A 19,469-nucleotide genomic window follows, 5' to 3' on the forward strand; every position below is an offset into this window, starting at 1 on the left:
GTGCTGGGCCTCAGTGGATGTTCAGTCGATAGTGTCCGGCGGCGCTCACGAGCGCGGACATGCCGGGGTAGACGACGAGGGTCGTGTTGGGCTCCTCGATCACCGCCGGGCCGGCGATGGCGTGACCGGCGCTCAGGTCCGACGCCTTGTAGATCGGCGTCTGCACGGGTTCGTTATCGCCGAAGAAGCATGGGCGATAGCTCGCCACTGGGGGCGTCGCGCTCTCCGCCGCCGCCACTTTGCGCGTCACCGGCGCGTCGAGCTTGACCACCAGGCGCACCTTCCAACTGACGGTCTCGACCGCGCTGCCGGGGTCCTTCACCGCGAAGATGCGCTCGTGCAGGTCGTGGAAGTTCTGCACATAGGCATTGAGATCCGCCTGGCCGGCGAAGCGGCGCGACGCCAGCCTGGTGTCCGGGAAGGGCGTATCGAGCTCCCACACCTGGGCCTGGTAGCGGGCTTCCCCATAGAACTCGAGCTCGACCGCGCCCGCCTGGCCCGGGACCGTGTCGCGCATGGCCAGCACGCGCGCCTCCAGGCGTTCGAGCAACGCGTTGACCCGCTCGAAGTCGAAGCGGTCCGACAGGCTGTAGAGGCTGCCGACCTCCTCCGCCACGATATCGGCATACTGCATGCCGGCGGCCGAGAGCGCCGAGGCGGTCTTGGGCAGTACCACGTGATCGCAGCCGAGCTCCTTGGCGATCAGCATGATGTTCATGCCGGCCGCCCCGCCGCCGGCGACGATCGTGCTGTCCCGCGGGTTGATGCCTTCGTTGATGGTCACGTCGGCGACCGCGCGCATCATCAGATCGCCGGCGAGCGTGAGAATCCGCCAGGCCGTCACCTCGATGGAAAGGCCGAGGGCCTCGGCCAGCCCCCGCATGGCGGCGCGGGCCGCGGCGACGTCGAGCGTCATGCGGCCGCCGAGAAAATAGGCGGGGTCGAAATAGCCGAGCACCGCGGCGGCATCGGAGACTGTGGGCTGAGCGCCGCCCCGTCCGTAGCAGGCCGGCCCCGGCACGGCGCCGGCCGATTGTGGGCCCACGTGCATCAGGCCGCCGTCGTCGAGCCAGGCGATGGAGCCGCCGCCGGCGCCGATCGAGCGCATGTCGACCGCCGCGATGCCCAGGAGATCGCCGGTGTAGCGGGGCCCGAGCCAGGTGTCGCGGTTGAAGGTCAGCGCGCCGTCGCGCACCACGCCCACGTCGAAGGTGGTGCCGCCGGTGTCGCAGATGATGACGTTTTCGCCCAGACCCTCCATGCGCGAATAGGTGATGCCGGCGACCGGCGCCATGGCCGGGCCGGAGCCGATGGTGAAGATCGGCCGCTCGACCAGGGCCGCGATGCTGTTGCAGCCACCGGCCGCGGTGCTGACGAAGATGTCGCCGCGATAGCCCGCCGCCTTCAGGTCCGTCTCCAGTTCCTGGAGATGGCGCTGCATCAGCGGCTTCAGGGAGGCGTCGATGGCGGTCGCCGAGGCGCGCCGGTATTCGCGCATGATCGGGATCAGCCGCGACGACAGGCTGTAGGGCACGCCGGGCAGGTGCTCCTCGATCAGCGCGGCAACGGCATCCTCGTGCGCCGGGTTGAGGACCGACCAGAGGAAGCACACCGCCACCGCCTCGAAACCGCGCGCCCTCACGGTCGCCAGTGTCCGGCGCACCTGCTCGCGGTCGAGCGGTCGCGCGACAGCACCCGCCGCATTCACCCGCTCGTCGATCTCGAAGACGTAACGGCGCGGGATGTAGGGCTCCGGGTAAGCCTGGCTGAAATCGTGAGGGCGGAACTTGCCGCCCTCCTTCAGCACCAGCGTATCGGGAAAGCCGCGGGTGGTCAGGAAGGCCGTCTTGGCCACCGTCTTGGTGACGACGGCGTTGGTGGCCCGCGTCGTGCCGTAGATCAAGAAGTCCGCATCGGCTAGCAGGCGCGGGAACGACAGCCCGATCTGCTCGGCCGCCGCGGCGATGGCGTCGCGCATGCCGTCGAAGATGCGGGCTGGCGTCGTCAGCGCCTTGCCGATCGTGAGACCGCCGGCGGCGTCGCTGACCACCACGTCGGTGAACGTGCCGCCCGTATCGACCGATATCTTGTAGCCCATCGCTCGTCCTGTCCCGTCCGCCCGTTGCAGGCGCCGTGCGCTGCGCGCCGCGGCAACGGAGGAGGATGCTAGGGAGCGGCCGAGGGGTCGGTCTTGCCGGCGCAGGTCCGAAAATTCGGCGTGGCGCGCACACGAGCGGTCGCCGTGCACACGGTCAGGGTCGCGGCCGCGCTGTCCGTGAGCCCGGACTTTGATGCGCGCGGGCGTCACGCGGGGAGCAGCCGAACTTGGCGCGGAAGGCACGCGAGAACTGGGCGTGATCGCTGAAGCCGACGCGATAGGCCAGGGCGGCGATCGACACGTTGCGATCGGGCTGGATCAGCAGATCGCGTGCGACGCGCAAGCGGCGATCGCGAATCCATTGCCGGCCGGTCGATCCCGCGTCGTGGAACAGCCGGTGAAGGTAGCGAAGCGACACGCCGCAGGCGACGGCGATCTGCTCCAGCGACAGCTCGGGGTCGCGCAGATGCTGGCGAATATAGGCGTCGACGCGTGCGAGGTGCGCCGCCTTGACCGCCGACAGGGACGAGCCGATCGCTTCAGGCTCGCTCTCGAGCGCTGCTCCCAGCAGATCGAGCAACTGAGGGCCGAGCAGCGGCAGAAGGCGCCCCGGATCCCGCACGACATGAGGCAGCGAGAGGTGCAGAAAGTCGGCGAAGAGGCGGCCGAGGCCGTCTCGGGCGCTGATCCCCGTCGCAAAGAAGCGGCGCACGTCGTGCACCCGGTCGCGCAGCGCGCTTTCCTCGGCCCTGAACACCAGCAGCCGGGACGCGGGGGCGTGCGCGAACTCGTAGGGCTCGTCGCTCGCTTCCAGCACGAAGGTGCCCGAGGCGCATTTGGCCTGGCGGCGGAACTGCGAGAACTCGACCTCCCCTTCAAGGGGCACGGTCACGAGGATGCGCCCCCCGCCGCTGCGGCAGCTTTCGCGGCGGCGGCGGTAGAGCACCGACGAGGACTGGACCACGGACAGGCCGAACTCGCCCGCCTCCCAGCACTGCATCTCGCCTTCGAAGGCTGCCGAATCGGGAGTTTGGACCTCGAGCTCGAAATAGGCCTGGCCGATCCAGTCCCGCCAGGACTCGACCGATCGGGTCTGGGCGCTGCTGAGATCGTGGAGCGGAAGCGGCATGCACGGGTCCCTGCCGGCGAGCACGTGGTCCCGCCCTGTGCTGCCGGTCCATGCAAGTCGCAGGCCGCACCGCCCGAACGGCAGATGGCCCGTCCGCCTGGAACCGCAGCGGATCGGCTCGACCTGCATAAGAGCGGCGGCGCGCATCGACCCGCTCCGCCGCCCTGTCCGCAAGGGAAGAGACTGAAGCATTTCGCACCCGGATGGGCATCATCCAAGTACAGACAAATGCTTCAACTTCTTGAATGCGAAGCGCTTCTTTGCGATCGGGCGGATCAGCCAGTCGCGAGGCGCCTTAGTCGGTGGGCGCCCCCCAGATCTCGGCGCAATACTCGCGGATCGTGCGGTCCGACGAGAACCAGCCCATGTGCGCGGTGTTGAGGATGCTCACGCGCCACCAGGCGGCGGGATCCGCCCACAGCGCGTCGACCCGGCGCTGCGCTTCCCAATAGCTGTCGAAATCTGCGCAGACCATGAACGGATCGGCGCCGAGGATGGCATCGAGAAGAGGCGCGAAGCGCTGCTTGTCGTCGGGCGAGAACTCACCTGCCTTCAGCGCCTCGATGACCCGCGCCAGGCGCGGCGATCCGGCGACGACCTCGGCACCGGTGATGCCGGCGGCACGCTTGGCCTGCACCTCGGGCGTCGTCAGCCCGAAGATCACGATGTTCTCCTCGCCCACGTTGGTGCGCATCTCCACGTTGGCGCCGTCGAGCGTGCCGATGGTGATGGCGCCGTTGAGGCCGAGCTTCATGTTGCCGGTGCCGGAGGCCTCCATGCCGGCGGTCGAGATCTGCTCGGAGAGGTCGGCCGCCGGCACGATGTCCTCGGCCAGGCTGACGTTGTAGTTGGGCAGGAACACCAGCTTCAGCCGGTCGCGCACGGCGGGATCGGCGTCGATGCGATGGCCGACGTCGTTGGCGAGCTTGATGATCAGCTTGGCGCGCACATAACTTGCCGCCGATTTGCCGGCAAATATCTTGACGCGCGGCGCGAAGCTCTGACCGGGGTCGTCCTTGATCGCCTGGTAGAGCGCCACCGTCTCGAGCACGTTGAGCAGCTGGCGCTTGTACTCGTGGATGCGCTTGATCTGCACGTCGAAGAGGCTCGCCGGGTCGGTGGCGATGCCGCAGCGGTCGCGGATGATGCGGCCGAGCGAGATCTTGTTCTCGCGCCGGCAGCGGGCATACCTCTCGACGAAGACGGGGTCGGTGGCGAAGGGAGCGGCCTCGACGAGACGCATGGGATCGTCGAGGAAGGCCGGCCCGATAGTCTCGACGAGGAGAGCGGTGAGCCGCGGGTTCGCCTCGAAGAGCCACCGGCGGAAGGTGATGCCGTTGGTCTTGTTGACGATCTTGCCCGGGTAGACCTCGTTCAGCTCCTTGAACACGGTCTGCCGCATCAGCTCGGTGTGGAGGGCCGAGACGCCGTTCACCCTGTGGGCGCCGAGAAAGGCGAGGTGGCCCATGCGCACCCGCCGGCCATGCTGCTCGTCGATCAGCGACAGGGCCGCGTTGCGCGCGTCCGTCGTTGGCCCGTGCTCGGCGATACGCCGCAGGTGCTCCCAGTTGATCTGGTAGATGATCTCCAGGTGGCGCGGCAGCACACGGCCGAGCAGTTCCACCGACCAGCTCTCCAGTGCCTCGGGCATCAAGGTGTGGTTGGTGTAGTTCAGCGTGCGGGTGGTGATGCTCCAGGCCTCGTCCCAGGCCATGCCGTGCTCGTCGATGAGCAGCCGCATCAGTTCGGCGACTGCGATCGACGGGTGCGTGTCGTTGAGCTGGATGGCACAATAGTCCGGCAGGCTGGCGAAATCCTTGTACTGCGTCAGGTGCCGCCGGGTGAGGTCCTGCAGCGAGGCGGAGGTGAAGAAAAACTCCTGCCGCAGGCGCAGTTCCTGGCCGGCCTCCGTCTCGTCGTTGGGGTAGAGCACCCGCGATATCGCCTCGATCTTGGCGCGGTCGGCCAGGGCGCCGACGAAGTCGCCGCGGTTGAAGGCCTCCAGCTGCATGGGATCGAGGGAGCGGGCGGACCACAGTCTGAGGGTGTTGACATGGCGGCCGCGCCAGCCCGGCACCGGCGTGTCGTGGGCGATGGCGACGGCCCGCTCGGCCGGATGCCAGACCGCCCGGCCCTTGTCGCCGTCGCCGCCGATATGCTCGACCACGCCGCCGAAGCAGATCGGATAGGCCACATCCGGGCGTTTGAACTCCCACGGGTTGCCGAGCGACAGCCAGTCCTCGGGCAGCTCGCGCTGCCAGCCGTCGACGAGCGCCTGCTTGAACAGGCCCTGCTCGTAGCGGATGCCGTAGCCGTAGGCCGGGGTCGAGAGGCTCGCCAGGCTCTCCATGAAGCAGGCGGCGAGGCGGCCGAGGCCGCCGTTGCCGAGCGCCGCATCGGGCTCCAGCTCGCTGATCGAATCGAGGCTGACGCCCAGCGTGTTGAGCGCCTGCCGCACCGCCGCGGTGGCGCCCATGTTGCACAGCGAATCGGTGAGCAGGCGGCCGATCAGGAACTCGACGGAGAAGTAATAGACGCGCTTGCGGCCCTCGTCGTAGGTGCGGGTGCGCGAGCCGACCCAGCCGTCGACGATCTGGTCCCGCACCGCATAGGCCGTCGCCTGGTACCAGTCCTGCGGCGCCGCGGTCTGGGTGGTGCGGCCCACCTCGTAGAGCAGCTTGTCGAGGATGTCGTCGCGCCATTGCTCCGCCGTGCGGCCGGATGATGGCAGGCCGCTGGGAGACGGCCCGAAGCCGATTCCGTCGTCGGCGCCGCCGCGCGCGAGCCGCGGCGGCCCGTCGTGGCCGTCCACGGCCAGCGCGATGGAGGTCGGTTGGTCGGCGAGGTTCGTCACGTCAAATCTCCTCGAGCTTTGCCGTTCCCGGGATGCGGACGGGCTTGGCCCGCTCCGCGGCTCGGACCACTGCCGAGCGCGTGATGCCCCCCTCTAAAGCACATGTCTTCGCCCACGCCTATGTCGCGTGGCCGACGGATGCGTCACCGCGGTGCGTCCCGCCGAGAGCGGGGCAACCTGGAGAATGGCGTAGGATCGGGCCAGACGATGGCGGGACGACGGCCCCGCCTCACCCGTCCGGATAGCCGCCGGGGATCAGCCCGAGGAGCCCTTGGCGGGCTTCGCCTTCGTGCGGGCGGCGGCGGAGAGAAGCTGGCCGAGTAGCATCCGCTTGGCGAGCAGGTCGGCCAGCGTGTAGCCGTCCAGCACCGCCATGAAGGCGGCGAGCGCCTCGCGCAGGGCGCCCGTGAGGCCACAGACGGGCGCGATGATGCAGCTGCCGCAATCCACGAGGTCGAAGCCGTCCTCGGTGTGGCGCACGAGCGCGCCCACGTTGATCTGCTCGGCCGGGCGGCCCAGCCGGATGCCGCCGCCACGCCCGCGCACGCTGACGATATAGCCGGCATGGGCGAGGTCGTTGACCACCTTCATCAGATGGTTCTGCGAGATGCCGTAGGCGCGCGCGATCTCACCGATCGAGCAGAGGCGCTCCGGGCGTGCGCCCAGGTGGAGCAACACCCGCATCGCATAGTCGGTGTAGCGCGTCAGCCGCATCGGCTCTCCGTCGGCGCGATTTAATATGCATTTTGTTTGCATCTTTTTAGGCGTCGCGATAGATGTATTTGGAATGCATGATTAGGAGCGCGCCTTGGACGCCGCGGGCGACATCACGGAAGAGGCGCTGCGGCGGCTGGTGGCGCTGTTCTACGCGCGCGTTCGCGCAGACGCCGAGCTCGGTCCGATCTTCAACGACGCCATCGACGATTGGCCGGAGCATCTGGAGACGCTCGCCGCCTTCTGGTCGTCGGTGATGCTGACCAGCGGTCGCTACAAGGGCAACCCGGTGGCGGCCCATCTCAAGCACCGCGATCGCATCGCGCCGCATTTGTTCGAGCGCTGGCTTGCCCTGTGGAACCGAACCACGGCCGAGACCATGGCGCCGGCCGAAGCGGCGGCGCTGCAGGCCAAAGCCGCGCGGATCGCCGAGAGCCTGCAGCTCGCCCTGTTCTTCAGGCTGGGGCCCCAATCCGGCCGGGGAGCCTGACATGAGCGCCAAACCATCCCCTCGCTCCAAGCCCTATCGCTCGAAGCCCTATCGCTCGACGCCGGTCTTCGACGAGACGACGCTGCCGCAAGCGTTACGCTCACGGCACAGCACCAAGGCCGGGGTCTGGGGCATGGTCCGCGTGCTGGAAGGCCGACTGCGGCTCACCTATTTTGACCCGCTTCGGGACATCGTCCTGGATCCACGCACGCCGGGGCCGCTTGCCCCCGAACAGGCGCATTTCGTCGAGCCGCTGGGGCCGATGCGGATGCAGGTCGACTTCTACGATCGGCCCCCCGACGGCTGATCGCCCCGTCCCTCGTTCCGTTGCCGAAGGAAACGTTGATGTCAGCGACACTCAGCGAGCGCACCATCGCGCTCGTCAAGGCCACCGTTCCCGCCCTCGAGGCGCACGGCCTCGACATCGTGCGCGAGATGTATGCGCGCATGTTCAGGAACCCCGACATTCGCGACCTCTTCAACCAGTCGCACCACGGGGAAGCCGGCGCGCAGCCGCGCGCACTGACCGCAGCGATCCTCGCCTACGCCGCCAATATCGACAATCTGGGCGCGCTGGCGCCGGCGGTCGAGCGGATCGCCCAGAAGCATGTCGGTCTCCAGATCTTGCCCGCGCACTACCCGCACGTGGCCGAAGCCCTGCTCGGCGCGATCAAGGCGGTTCTCGCCGAGGCGGCGACCGACGAGGTGCTGGCGGCCTGGGGCGAAGCCTACTGGTTCCTCGCCCACATTCTCATCGCCCGCGAACGCCGCATCTACGGCGAGCTGGCCGCCGCCGACGGCGGCTGGAGCGGGTGGCGGACCTTCGTGGTGGACGAGATGCGCCCCGAAAGCAGCCTCATCACCTCGTTCATCCTGCGGCCGACCGACGGACGCCCGGTGGTCCGCCACCGGCCCGGCCAGTATCTCACCTTCTGGCTGGAGATCCCCGGCCAGCCGCCGGTCAAGCGCAACTATTCGCTCTCGAACGCCCCCAACGGCGAGACCTATCGCATCTCGGTGAAACGGGAGCCCAAGGGGCTGGCATCGGGCTGGCTGCACGATCGCGCCGCACCGGGCACGGTCCTCAAGGTCGCGCCGCCGGCGGGCGAGTTCGCCCTGCACGACCGGCCGGAGCGGCCCGTCGTGCTGATGTCGGGCGGCGTCGGGCTCACCCCGATGGTGGCGATGCTGGAGACCATTGCCGCACGGCATCCCGTCCTGCCGGTCCACTATGTCCACGGCACCCATGACGGTGCCACGCACGCCATGGGCGCCCATGTCAAAGCGCTCGGGGCGCGCCATCCCGATATCCGCGTCACCACCTTCTACCAGCAGCCGCGCGGCGAGGACGTCCCGGGCCGGGACTACGACCATGCCGGGCTGATCGACGCGGACTGGCTGGTCGCCGAAACGCCGGTCGGATCGGCCGACTACTATCTCTGCGGCCCGCGACCCTTCCTGCGCGCCTTCGTCTCGGCGCTGTCGCTCGCCGGCGCGCCGGCCGACAGCATCCACTACGAGTTCTTCGGCCCGGCCGACGAACTGCTCGCGGCCTGAGGCTTTCCGCCTCCCGCGACCGGGCGCGACACTCCGGAACGAGCGCGTGACTGCGCTCGCCTCCGGTCGCGCCGCCTCAGTGGCAGTCGCCCGCCACCTGGTCGCGATAGACCTCGAACGAGGCGAGTTCCGCCCACCGCTCGCGCCGCTGCTGCCAGCGCGCGGCAGAGCCCACGCTGGCGAGCGCCGTCTGGAGCGCGGCGGCGAGGTCGGACCGCGCCGTCGCCACCGCCACCACGAGCTCGCTTGCGTCGGCCGGCGGCAGCGTCGCCGAGAACTTCTGCCAGAACCGCTTGCGGAACAGGGGATCGAGCACCGCGCGATCATGCAGGGCTGCCGCACACTCGCCCGTGCGGACGGCGATCAAGGCCTGCGCCGGCGCGCTCATGATCCGCACCTGCGCACCGAGCGCGCGCGCCAGCGCCTGGCCGCGCAGGTTCGCTTCGGTCACGCAGACCGCGTGACCGGCGAGATCGCTCCACCGCGCCGGCGGCCGATCGGATCGCATCACCGGGCTCAGCCCCGACGCGTAGCCGGTCGCAATCACGCGAGCCGTCCGGCGGAGTGAATCGCCCGCGCCGACCCGCACGAGCAGCGCGTCGACCCGTCCGGCGGCCAGCGCATCGTCATGATCGGCCGCGACGGCCACCAGCTCGATCTCGGCCTGAAGCGCCTGGCCGATCTCCTGTGCGACATCCGCCTCGAAGCCCTCCTCGACATAGATTCGGGTCTCGGGCGTCCGGGCGGGAGGCACATAAGCCACACCCAGCCGCAACGGCCCCTCGAGCCGAAGCGCCGCGGCCGGCCGGGGCACGGGCGTCGCGGCACCGACGCCGGCGAACGCGGCCAGCAGAGTGGCGGCGACACACGCGACGATGAAGGCAACGGCCGCGACCGTGCGCAGTGTCGGCCGCAGCGCCGGGCGGGCACCGTCGCGAGCGTCCTGGGCGCGAGGAAATTCATCCATGAGAGCACGAAATAAAGAAATAGCGCACCTTCACACTATGTGGACAGGCATAATTACAGCTGCCTATTCTAATATCCAGACAACGTTTGCGCCAATCTGCGGAAAGGAAATTTTACTATGCTGTGGAAGCGCCAATCGAGAAGGACGTTCTATTCATCCGCTCTGGCCCTGGCGGCAGCGCTCGCCACCGGCGCGTGGGCGGGGACGGGCGCCGCCGGGGCAGCCGAAGCGCTGCCCGCAATCAATCTCCAGCTCACGCCGTGGACGGTGATCGCGCGGGAGAAGGGCTTCTTCAAGCAGGAGTTCGACCGGATCGGCACCACGCAGATCAACCTGATCGCGTCGGGCGCTGCCGAGTTGCTCGGTGCAGAGGCGGCAGCCGTCAAAGGCGGCGCGATCGCGATCGCTCAGCGCATGATCTATCCCGCCACCGTGCATCGGGCGAACGGTCTGGACGGCGAGATCATCTGGGTGTCCGAGCCGTCCAACCGGTATCGCGCCCCGATCCTGGCGCGGGCGGACAACGACAACATCAAGACCATCGCTGACCTCGACGGCAAGAAGTTCGGCTCGAGCCGCATCAGCTGCTACTGGTCATCGCCCTTCGAGATCGCCCAGAAGGCCGGGCTGCCGTTAGATTCGCGCGAGAAGCAGGGCCGCATCCGCTACACCTCGATCGACAACGTCGCGGTGGCCATCTCGTCGGTGCTGTCCGGCGCGACGGACGCGACCACGGTTCATCTCGCGGCCGGGGCCGCCGCCACGGGCGCCTGGCTCTCCGGCAAACTCAAGGTGGTCGGCCGTTCGCCGGACGACGGCGTCTACGTCAACAACGCGGGCCGCGTCACCTACTTCGCGCGCCGAGACTTCGTGGACAAATACCCCGAGGTGGTGAAGGCCTTCCTGGCGGCGCGGGAGCAGACCCGTGCGTGGACCTTCGACCACGTGGACGAAGCAGCCGAGATCGTGGCGCGGGAGACGCGGGTCCCCGTCGAAGTCGCCAAGTTTCAGATCACCCATGCCGGCGAATGGGAATTCATGGCCGGCGAGCCGAACGCGGAGCGCGCGCGCAACGCCATCAAGACGTTTCAAGCATGGTACATTGAGAATGGCGACGATATTCTCGCCGAGCGCAAGCTGACAGACGCGCAGATCGATGCCTTTGTCGACGAACGCTTCTTCGTCGGCGGCCAATACTCGATCTACAACTGATACCCCCACGAGCCGCCGGCCACGGGCGCCGGCGGCACCGTCCGTCGATCCCGAGAGGGCCAGCATGAGCAACACAGCCGAGGCGATCGACGGCTCCGCCCTCGTGGGACGGGCCGGCGGGCCCGCGCGGCCGGCCCGCCGGCCACGCCCGACGCAGCCTCTGATCGGCATCATCCTGCCGGCGATCATCATCGCGCTCTGGCAGGTCGCCGCCAGTCTCGCCTGGATAGACCGGGTGTTTTTGCCGGCGCCGCTCACGGTCGTGACCGCCTTCTGGAAGATGCTGACCAAGCAGAACCTGGCACTCGACTTCCTGGCCAGCGTCAAGATCGTGGGGCAGGCCTTCCTTTACGGCTCGATTGCCGCCGTCGGCCTCGGCATCGCCGCCGGCCTCTCACGCAAGGTCGAGCAGTTCTTCGGCCCGACGTTCGACACTATCCGGCACATCCCGGGCATCGCCTGGCTGCCGCTGATCGTGCTCTGGCTCGGCATCGGTGCGCCGGCAAAGGTGCTGGTGATCGCCAAGTCCGTGTTCTTTCCGGTGTTCCTCAATACGCTGCAAGGCATCCGCAACGTCGAGAAGAACTATATCGAGCTCGCCAGCGTCCTCACCCTCACCCGCTGGCAGCTGGTGCGCAAGGTCGTGCTGCCGGCGGCGGTCCCCTCCATCATGGTGTCCCTGCGCTACGCGGCGGGCCTCGCCTGGGCCCTGGTGGTCGTCGCAGAGGGCCTGAGCGGCCTGGAGGGATTGGGCTTCCTGATCTTCAGGGCGCAGGGGCTGCTGCTCACCGACCAGCTCGTCGTCTGCATGGTCATCATCGGCCTCGTCGGCTTCGCAATCGATCGGAGCATGTACCTCCTGCAGCGCCGCGTGCTGCGCTGGAAGCAGGGATATGACGGCTGACCCGGGGGCCGGCGAGATCGATTTGCCGACGACGAGAGGAGCACCGACAATGGCCACGCCGGGACATCTGGAGGTCAGGAACGTCTCGAAGACCTATGCCGTCGCCGGCCGGCCGCCCGTGCGCGTGCTCTCGCGGGTCAGCCTCGACGTTCAGCCGGGCGCCTTCGTCTCGCTGGTGGGCCCGAGCGGCTGCGGCAAGTCCACCCTGCTGCGGCTCATCATCGGCCTCGATCGCGAGCACGGAGGCGACATCCTCATCGGCGGCCAGCCGATCGAGGGGCCCGCCCTCTCGCGCGGCATCGTGTTCCAGGATCACCGGCTGCTGCCGTGGCTGACGCTCGAGGACAATATTGCGCTCGCGCTGGAGAATGCGCGCTGGGCGGCGGCCGACAAGGCCGCGGCTGTCCGCGACCACATCGCGCTGGTCGGCTTGGCCGGCTTCGAGAAAGCTTACCCGCACCAGCTCTCCGGCGGCATGGCCCAGCGCGCCGCCATCGCACGCGGCATCGTCGGGCGGCCCGAGATCCTGCTGCTCGACGAGCCCCTCGGGGCGCTCGATGCGCTCACCCGGGTGCGGCTCCAGGCGGAACTCCAGCGCATCTGGCGACTGGAGCGGATCACCATGATCCTGGTCACTCACGACGTCGACGAAGCCATCTATCTCAGTGACCAGGTCGTCGTCTTGGCCGGCAGCCCGGGCCGGGTCGCAACTGAGATCGAGATCGGCCTGCCCCGGCCGCGGGACCGAGCGAGCGTCGAATTTGTGGCGCTCAAGCAGCGCATCCTCGCCGCCATGGGCGAGGATGCGGCCCAGCGGCCCGCGGCCTGAACGGGGTGACGCAACCATGATCGACCACGCGCCTCCGGCACTGGCCAGGTGCCTGCCATTGCTGCGGATCGGGCTCCTCGCGCTGGCGCTCGCGGCCGGTCAGTCAGCCGCCGCGATGGATACCGCGCCGGCGACGGACCTCCCCGACCTGTCGGGAATCCGCGCGCAGATCGGTGCGGGCAACTACGAGACGGCCGCGACCGAGCTCGAGGCGTTGACGGCCAGCGTGCGCCACGCCGACCTCTACAACCTGCTGGGGTTCTCCCTGCGCAAGCTCAAGCGCTACGACGAGGCGGCGCGCTGGTACAAGGAGGCGCTCTTCTACGATCCCAGCCATCGCTCGGCGCTGGAATACCAGGGTGAGCTCTTCGTCGAGCAGGGGGACTTCGGCAACGCCGAGAAGAATCTCGAGCTGCTGCGCCTGCTCTGCCATCCCTCCGGGTGCGAGGAGTACGACGAGTTGCGCGAGGCGCTCGTCGGCGCCGGCCGCACCCCCAAGCCCTAGGACATGCCGCGACCTCCCCCGTCCCGCGCCGTTGCGCGCGGGGCGCCCGTCCCCGCCGGCTGCGGGACCGCAGAGCCCGCATACGATGAACCTCGCACGATCATGACATAAAGATTTGTTTATATGTTTATTGCTCTTCGCGGCGCGCGGTGGTAAGCCCGGCGCAGTCGCCAGCGGAGGCTTTGAACGCATGTCGCACGAATATATTGTCAAGGATCTCGGCCTGGCCGATTGGGGCCGCAAGGAGATCGCCATCGCCGAGAGCGAGATGCCGGGCCTGATGGCCGTGCGCGAGGAGTACGGTCCCGCGCAGCCGCTCAAGGGCGCGCGCATCGCCGGCTCGCTCCACATGACGATCCAGACCGCCGTGCTGATCGAGACGCTGAAGGCGCTCGGCGCCGACGTGCGCTGGGTCTCCTGTAACATCTACTCGACCCAGGACCATGCCGCCGCGGCGATCGCCGCCGCCGGCACGCCCGTCTTCGCGGTGAAGGGCGAGACGCTGACCGAGTATTGGGATTACACCCGCAAGCTGTTCGAGTGGCACGGCGGCGGCGTCCCGAACATGATCCTCGACGACGGCGGCGACGCCACCCTGTTCGTGCACCTGGGCGTGCGCGCCGAAGGCGGCGACACCGCCTTCCTCGACAAGGCAGGCTCCGAGGAAGAGGAGATCCTGTTCGCCCTGATCAAGAAGACGCTGGCCGAGAAGCCGAAGGGCTGGTTCGGCGAGATCGCCGCGTCGATCAAGGGCGTCTCGGAAGAGACCACCACCGGCGTGCACCGGCTCTACATGATGGAGAAGGAGGGCAAGCTGCTCTTCCCCGCCATCAACGTCAACGACAGCGTCACCAAGTCGAAGTTCGACAACCTCTACGGCTGCCGCGAGTCGCTGGTCGACGGCATCCGCCGCGGCACCGACGTGATGATGGCCGGCAAGGTCGCGTTCGTCGCCGGCTTCGGCGACGTGGGCAAGGGCTCCGCCGCGTCGCTGCGGCAGGCCGGCGCGCGCGTCATCGTGTCGGAGGTGGACCCGATCTGTGCGCTTCAGGCCGCCATGGAAGGCTACGAGGTCGCGACGATCGAGGACGCCCTGCCGCGTGCCGACATCTACGTCACCGCCACCGGCAACAAGGACATTATCACCGTTGATCACATGCGCGGCATGAAGGACCGTGCCATCGTCTGCAACATCGGCCACTTCGACAACGAGATCCAGATCGCCGGCCTCAAGAACCTCAAGTGGCACAACGTCAAGCCGCAGGTCGACGAGGTCGAGTTCCCCGACGGCAAGCGCATCATCCTTCTCTCGGAGGGCCGCCTGGTGAACCTGGGCAACGCCACCGGCCACCCCTCGTTCGTGATGTCCGCCTCGTTCACCAACCAGACGCTGGCGCAGATCGAGCTGTTCGACAAGGAAGGCCAGTACGCCAAGAAGGTCTACACGCTGCCCAAGCATCTCGACGAGAAGGTGGCCCGGCTGCACCTCGCCAAGATCGGCGTGAAGCTCACCGAGCTCAAGCCTGAGCAGGCCGCCTACATCGGCGTCAAGGTCGAAGGCCCCTACAAGCCCGACCACTACCGCTACTGAGGCCACTGGAGCGCTCCGCGCTTCGGTGGGACTAACCCGGGCGCAAGGGAAGCGCTCCGGGTTCAACGCTTGGCGCATTGCCGGCCGGTCTGACCCGGCCGGCACGACACGGCGCCGCTCGGACGCACGGGAATCTCATATTTCGGGCCGGGTAACGCTTTATTGGGCCCGTATCGTGCATGCGTCTTGACGGACGCTCTTCCGATCGCGTTGCCGGCCCAGGTACACTGACGCCGATTCGGGACAGCTCCGGCGCACTACCGTCGCCTCGGGCTCACCGACGAGGGGTTCATGCCATGGCCGGCTCGCGGGTCATCATGCGGGCTTTCGTGCTCTCGGCCGCGCTGGGCGTTGCCGCTCTGGCCCTGTACGCCTGGGCACCAGCGGGCGCGCGCCCGGATCTCGGCGACGCTCTCGCCTCGCTGCGCCAATCCGCCCTGTCCGCCGGCTCGGCGACGCCGGGCTCGCTCACCGGCCTCCTCGTCCCGTTCGATACCGCACGCGCCGGCCTCCTGGTCCTGATCCTCGGCCTTGTGCTTTGCCTCGGCGCCACGGTGGGGCTCCATGTGGCCGCCCGCTCCCGCCACCGGCGGCGGGAGCGGCAGATGCGCACCCAGCTCGAACGCGCGCTGTTCGCGCGCGACCGCGGCGAGGCGTTCCTGGCCGGCGTGCCGCAGGTGCTGATCACCTGGAACCGGCCCGCCGCCGAACCCATCGTCGAGGGCGACACGGCGATCGCCGCCATCGATGCCCAGCCGCGCCGTATCCTGGCCTTCGGCTCCTACCTGCGGTCCACCGACGCCCAGGCCGTCGAGCTGGCGGTCGAGCGCCTGAAGCTCGCCGGTGAAGCTTTTTCGCTGCGGCTCAAGACGACCACCGGACGCTTCATCGCCGCCGATGGTCGTGCCGTCGGCGGCTCCGCGCTGCTGCGGCTCAGCGAGATCTCCGGCGACCGGGCGGAACTCGTTCGCACCGAGGAGTTGCTCGGCCGGGTCGAAGCGGAGCTGGGGGCACTGCGGGTGATGCTGGACGAGATCCCCCAGCCGGTCTGGGTGCGCGATCATGCCGGCCAGCTCAGCTGGTGGAATGCCGCCTACGGCCGCGCCATCGAGGCGCAGGACACCGCGGGTGCGGCCTCGGGAGCGACCGAGCTGCTCGACCAGGGTGCGCGCGAGGACTCCCAGCGCCGGCGCGAGATCGGCCTGCCCTATGTCGCACGCGTACCCGCCGTGCTCGCCGGCGACCGCCGCATGCTTGACGTCGTCGAGGTCCCCGGCCCGGCCGGCAGCGCCGGCATCGCCACCGACGTGTCGGAGCTGGCGAGCCTGCGCGACGATCTCGAACGCCAGATGGACGCGCACGCACGCACCCTCGACCAGTTGCCGACCGCGGTCGCCATCTTCGATGCCGCCCAGCACCTCGTCTTCCACAACTCGGCCTATCGCCTGCTGTGGTCGCTCGACCAGTCCTTCCTCGACGCAGCGCCGACCGACGGCGAGATCCTGGAGCGGTTGCGCGCCGAGCGGCGGCTGCCGGAGGAAGCGGACTTTCGCCAGTGGAAGGCCGGCGTGCTGGCCGCCTACCTCGCCGTCGAGGCCCAGGACCACTGGTGGTATCTGCCCGACGGGCGCACCTTGCGCGTCGTCACCAACCCCAACCCGCAGGGCGGCGTCACCTATCTCTTCGATGACGTGAGCGAGCGCTTCCAGCTGGAGTCGCGCTACAACGGGCTGATCGGCGTCCAGGGCGAGACGCTCGACACCCTGCGCGAGGGCGTCGGCGTGTTCGGTCCCGACGGGCGGCTGCGGCTGACCAACCCAGCCTTCGAGCGCCTGTGGAAGCTGCCCAAGGGCCTGGTCGCTACGGAGCCGCATGTCGACGAGATCGTCGAGCGCGGCCGCCGCGTCATCGCCGACGACGAACACTGGGCACAGGTGCGCGAGGCAGTGGTGGGGCTGCACGACAGCCGGCGCGCAGCGACCTGCCGGCTGGGCCACGGCACGGGGATCGGCGAAACCGGTATCGTCGACTGCGCCATGGCGCCGCTTCCCGACGGCTCGACGCTGCTGACCTTCACCGACGTGACCGCGAGCGCCCGCATCGAGCGGGTGCTGTCCGAGCGCAACGAGGCCCTGCTCAAGGCCTCGCAGCTGCGCGACGACTTCGTGCACCACGTCTCCTACGAGCTGCGGTCCCCGCTCACCAACATCATCGGCTTCGTCGAGATGCTCAGCAACGGCATGAGCGGCCCGCTCAACGCCAAGCAGCGCGACTACGCCGACCACATCCTGCGCTCGTCGACGGCGCTGACGGCGATCATCGACGACATCCTCGACCTCGCCAGCATCGACAACGGCTCCATGGCGCTCAACCGCGAGCCCGTCGACATCCGCGAGACCATCCAGGCCGCCGCACGCGGCGTCGAGGACCGCCTGGCCGAGGCCGCGATCAACCTGGCCATCGACGTTCCCGACGACATCGGTCGCTTCGCGGCGGACGGCAAGCGCGTGCGCCAGATCCTCTTCAACCTGCTGTCCAACGCCATCGGCTTCTCGAGGCCGCAGCAGACCGTGTCGCTCAAGGTGCGGCGTGAAGCCGATGCCGTCGTGTTCGACGTCGTCGACGAGGGGCGCGGCATCCCGGCCGACATCGTCGACAAGGTGTTCAACCGCTTCGAGAGTCACGCGGCCGACACGCGCCGGCGCGGCGTCGGGCTCGGGCTGTCGATCGTGCGCTCCTTCGTCGAGCTGCACGGCGGCCAAGTGACCATCGCCAGTGAAATGGGGCGCGGCACCCGCGTCACCTGCGTTTTCCCGACGGCCGATCTGGCCGTGCCCGCCGCCGCCGAATAATAGGGGCCGCATGGATCTTGACACGATGACGCCCGGCGCCGCCCCTCAGGACCAACCGTCGGTCGCCGCCTTGCGGGGGTCGGCTGCCACCGGCGGCCGGGCGCAGGCCCCGGCGCCGGCCGTGGGTGAAGCCGAAGGGCCCACTGCCACCTGGACCCTCGACCTGCCCGACGAGGACGCGACCCTGGCGCTCGCCCGCGTGATCGCCGAGATGCTGCGCCCGGGCGACCTGGTGACGCTGTCCGGCGATCTCGGGTCCGGCAAGTCGACGCTCGCCCGCGCGCTGGTGCGCACGCTGGCGCAGGATCCCTCCGTCGAGGTGCCGAGCCCGACCTTCACGCTGATCCAGCAGTACGACACGCCGGCGGGCAGCGTGGTGCATGCCGACCTCTACCGCATCTCGGGCCCGGACGATCTGCTCGAGCTCGGCTGGGAAGAGGCGACGGCGGGCGCCATCGCGCTGGTGGAATGGCCCGAGCGAGCCCAGCGACCGCTCGCGCGCGACCGCCTCGACGTCATGTTGCGCATAGCGCCCGACGGCGCTTCGCACCGCTTTGCGGTGATGACCGGCTTCGGCGCCTGGGCCGATCGGCTCGCCATCGCGCGCGCCATCCGCTCGGTGCTGGCGCAGGCCGGCTGGCACGACGCCGGCCGCGCGCACCTGCAGGGCGACGCCTCGACCCGCGCCTACGAGCGACTGACCAAGCCCTCCGGCGCGACCGCCATCCTGATGATCTCGCCGCGCCGGCCCGACGGGCCGGCGATCCGTCGCGGCAAGCCCTACAGCGCCATCGCGCATCTCGCCGAGAGCGTCCACGCCTTCGTCGCCATGGCCAATGGCCTCAGGGCCCTCGACATCAGCGCACCGGAGATCATGGGCGCCGATCTCGACGCCGGCGTGCTGCTGGTCGAGGATCTCGGCGACGCCGGCGTGGTGGACGATGGCGTCCCCCTCCCGGCGCGCTACGAGGCGGCGGCGCATGTGCTGGCCCGGCTGCACGCGATCGAGCTGCCGCACACGCTGCCGGTGGCCGACGGCATCGACCATGTCATCCCGCCCTACGACCTGGATGCCCTGATGATCGAGGTCGAGCTCTTGCTCGACTGGTACCTGCCCGCCAACAGCCGCGCCCTGCCGGCGCTGGCGCGCTCGCAGTTTACGGCTGCCTGGAACGAGGTGCTGCGGCCGGTCGTGGCCGCCAAGCCCACCTGGGCGCTGCGCGACTACCATTCGCCCAACCTGATCTGGCTGCCGGATCGGGCCGAGGCGCAGCGGCTGGGGGTCATCGACTTCCAGGACACCGTCCTGGGCCACCCCGCCTACGACGCCGTGTCCCTGTTCCAGGATGCGCGGGTCACCGTGCCGGCCGATCTGGAGCTCAAGCTGCTCAGTGCCTACGCACGCGCCCGCCAAGCTGCCGAGGCGGATTTCGAGCTGCCCGCCTTCGCCCAGGCCTACGCGGTGCTTGGCGCCCAGCGTGCCACCAAGCTGCTCGGCATCTTCACCCGGCTCGACCGACGCGACGGCAAGCCGCAGTACTTGAAGCACCTGCCGCGGATAGAAGCCTACCTCAGGCGTGACTTGGCCCATCCCATGTTGGCGCCGGTCAAGGCCTGGTATGAGACCCATCTGCCGCGGCTTCTCGCCGACGACGCCGGTTAGAGCGCGTCGCGGTCGGGTGACCCACCCGATCGCGAGGGCGCTCCAGATTGAATGATTGGAGCATTTGGCGATTGGATGACCTCATCCGATGACCGAGTGCGCTA

The 19,469-nt window shown here is 69.0% G+C and carries 15 protein-coding genes; 10 read left to right on the plus strand and 5 right to left on the minus strand.

The window, feature by feature from the left end:
- Nucleotides 1-10 precede the first annotated feature (10 nt).
- The 4 genes from IEW34_RS00225 to IEW34_RS00240 all read right to left on the minus strand — a co-directional run bounded on the left by IEW34_RS00225 (nucleotide 11) and on the right by IEW34_RS00240 (nucleotide 6,795).
- A complete protein-coding gene (locus IEW34_RS00225; RefSeq protein WP_188607135.1) occupies nucleotides 11-2,098 on the minus strand; it encodes a hydantoinase/oxoprolinase family protein in 2,088 nt (695 codons plus the stop codon).
- A gap of 154 nt (nucleotides 2,099-2,252) precedes the next feature.
- Nucleotides 2,253-3,227, minus strand: a complete 975-nt coding sequence (locus IEW34_RS00230) for an AraC-like ligand-binding domain-containing protein (protein ID WP_188607136.1) — start codon at nucleotides 3,225-3,227, stop codon at nucleotides 2,253-2,255.
- A gap of 295 nt (nucleotides 3,228-3,522) precedes the next feature.
- Nucleotides 3,523-5,985, minus strand: coding sequence for a glycogen/starch/alpha-glucan phosphorylase (locus IEW34_RS00235; protein WP_210324438.1), 2,463 nt, complete (start codon nucleotides 5,983-5,985; stop codon nucleotides 3,523-3,525).
- Between the two features lie 351 nt (nucleotides 5,986-6,336).
- On the minus strand, nucleotides 6,337-6,795 hold the full coding sequence (locus tag IEW34_RS00240) for an Rrf2 family transcriptional regulator (protein WP_188607137.1): 459 nt from the start codon (nucleotides 6,793-6,795) through the stop codon (nucleotides 6,337-6,339).
- Nucleotides 6,796-6,889: 94 nt separating this feature from the next.
- Here IEW34_RS00240 and IEW34_RS00245 point away from each other — a divergent pair, with 94 nt between their 5' ends.
- The 3 genes from IEW34_RS00245 to hmpA are packed head-to-tail and all read left to right on the plus strand — an operon-like array spanning nucleotide 6,890 to nucleotide 8,842.
- The gene (locus IEW34_RS00245) at nucleotides 6,890-7,285 is read left to right on the plus strand and encodes a group III truncated hemoglobin (protein ID WP_188607138.1); all 396 of its coding nucleotides are present in this window, start codon (nucleotides 6,890-6,892) and stop codon (nucleotides 7,283-7,285) included.
- 1 nt (nucleotide 7,286) lies between these two features.
- Nucleotides 7,287-7,592, plus strand: coding sequence for a TehB family protein (locus IEW34_RS00250; protein ID WP_188607139.1), 306 nt, complete (start codon nucleotides 7,287-7,289; stop codon nucleotides 7,590-7,592).
- A gap of 38 nt (nucleotides 7,593-7,630) precedes the next feature.
- Complete coding sequence (gene hmpA / locus IEW34_RS00255) at nucleotides 7,631-8,842, plus strand: NO-inducible flavohemoprotein (protein WP_188607140.1); 1,212 nt, start codon at nucleotides 7,631-7,633, stop codon at nucleotides 8,840-8,842.
- Between the two features lie 76 nt (nucleotides 8,843-8,918).
- On the opposite strand, the gene IEW34_RS00260 is transcribed toward hmpA, so the two are convergent.
- Complete coding sequence (locus IEW34_RS00260; RefSeq protein WP_188607141.1) at nucleotides 8,919-9,809, minus strand: type 2 periplasmic-binding domain-containing protein; 891 nt, start codon at nucleotides 9,807-9,809, stop codon at nucleotides 8,919-8,921.
- A gap of 117 nt (nucleotides 9,810-9,926) precedes the next feature.
- On the opposite strand from IEW34_RS00260, the gene IEW34_RS00265 reads away from it, so the two are divergent.
- The 7 genes from IEW34_RS00265 to tsaE all read left to right on the plus strand — a co-directional run bounded on the left by IEW34_RS00265 (nucleotide 9,927) and on the right by tsaE (nucleotide 19,365).
- Entirely contained in the window at nucleotides 9,927-11,021 is a 1,095-nt protein-coding gene (locus IEW34_RS00265; RefSeq protein ID WP_188607142.1) for an ABC transporter substrate-binding protein, read from the plus strand.
- Between the two features lie 64 nt (nucleotides 11,022-11,085).
- On the plus strand, nucleotides 11,086-11,925 hold the full coding sequence (locus tag IEW34_RS00270; RefSeq protein WP_188607143.1) for an ABC transporter permease: 840 nt from the start codon (nucleotides 11,086-11,088) through the stop codon (nucleotides 11,923-11,925).
- A gap of 49 nt (nucleotides 11,926-11,974) precedes the next feature.
- Nucleotides 11,975-12,754, plus strand: a complete 780-nt coding sequence (locus IEW34_RS00275; RefSeq protein WP_188607144.1) for an ABC transporter ATP-binding protein — start codon at nucleotides 11,975-11,977, stop codon at nucleotides 12,752-12,754.
- Nucleotides 12,755-12,770: 16 nt separating this feature from the next.
- Nucleotides 12,771-13,259, plus strand: a complete 489-nt coding sequence (locus IEW34_RS00280; RefSeq protein ID WP_188607145.1) for a tetratricopeptide repeat protein — start codon at nucleotides 12,771-12,773, stop codon at nucleotides 13,257-13,259.
- A gap of 190 nt (nucleotides 13,260-13,449) precedes the next feature.
- On the plus strand, nucleotides 13,450-14,850 hold the full coding sequence (gene ahcY / locus IEW34_RS00285) for an adenosylhomocysteinase (protein ID WP_188607146.1): 1,401 nt from the start codon (nucleotides 13,450-13,452) through the stop codon (nucleotides 14,848-14,850).
- 296 nt (nucleotides 14,851-15,146) lie between these two features.
- Entirely contained in the window at nucleotides 15,147-17,702 is a 2,556-nt protein-coding gene (locus IEW34_RS00290; RefSeq protein ID WP_188607147.1) for a sensor histidine kinase, read from the plus strand.
- A gap of 10 nt (nucleotides 17,703-17,712) precedes the next feature.
- Nucleotides 17,713-19,365 (plus strand): tRNA (adenosine(37)-N6)-threonylcarbamoyltransferase complex ATPase subunit type 1 TsaE, encoded by a 1,653-nt coding sequence (gene tsaE, locus IEW34_RS00295; protein ID WP_244641654.1) that lies wholly within the window; start codon nucleotides 17,713-17,715, stop codon nucleotides 19,363-19,365.
- Nucleotides 19,366-19,469 lie beyond the last annotated feature (104 nt).

The sequence above is a fragment of the Chelatococcus reniformis genome, from assembly GCF_014640075.1.
Lineage (GTDB): Bacteria > Pseudomonadota > Alphaproteobacteria > Rhizobiales > Beijerinckiaceae > Camelimonas > Camelimonas reniformis.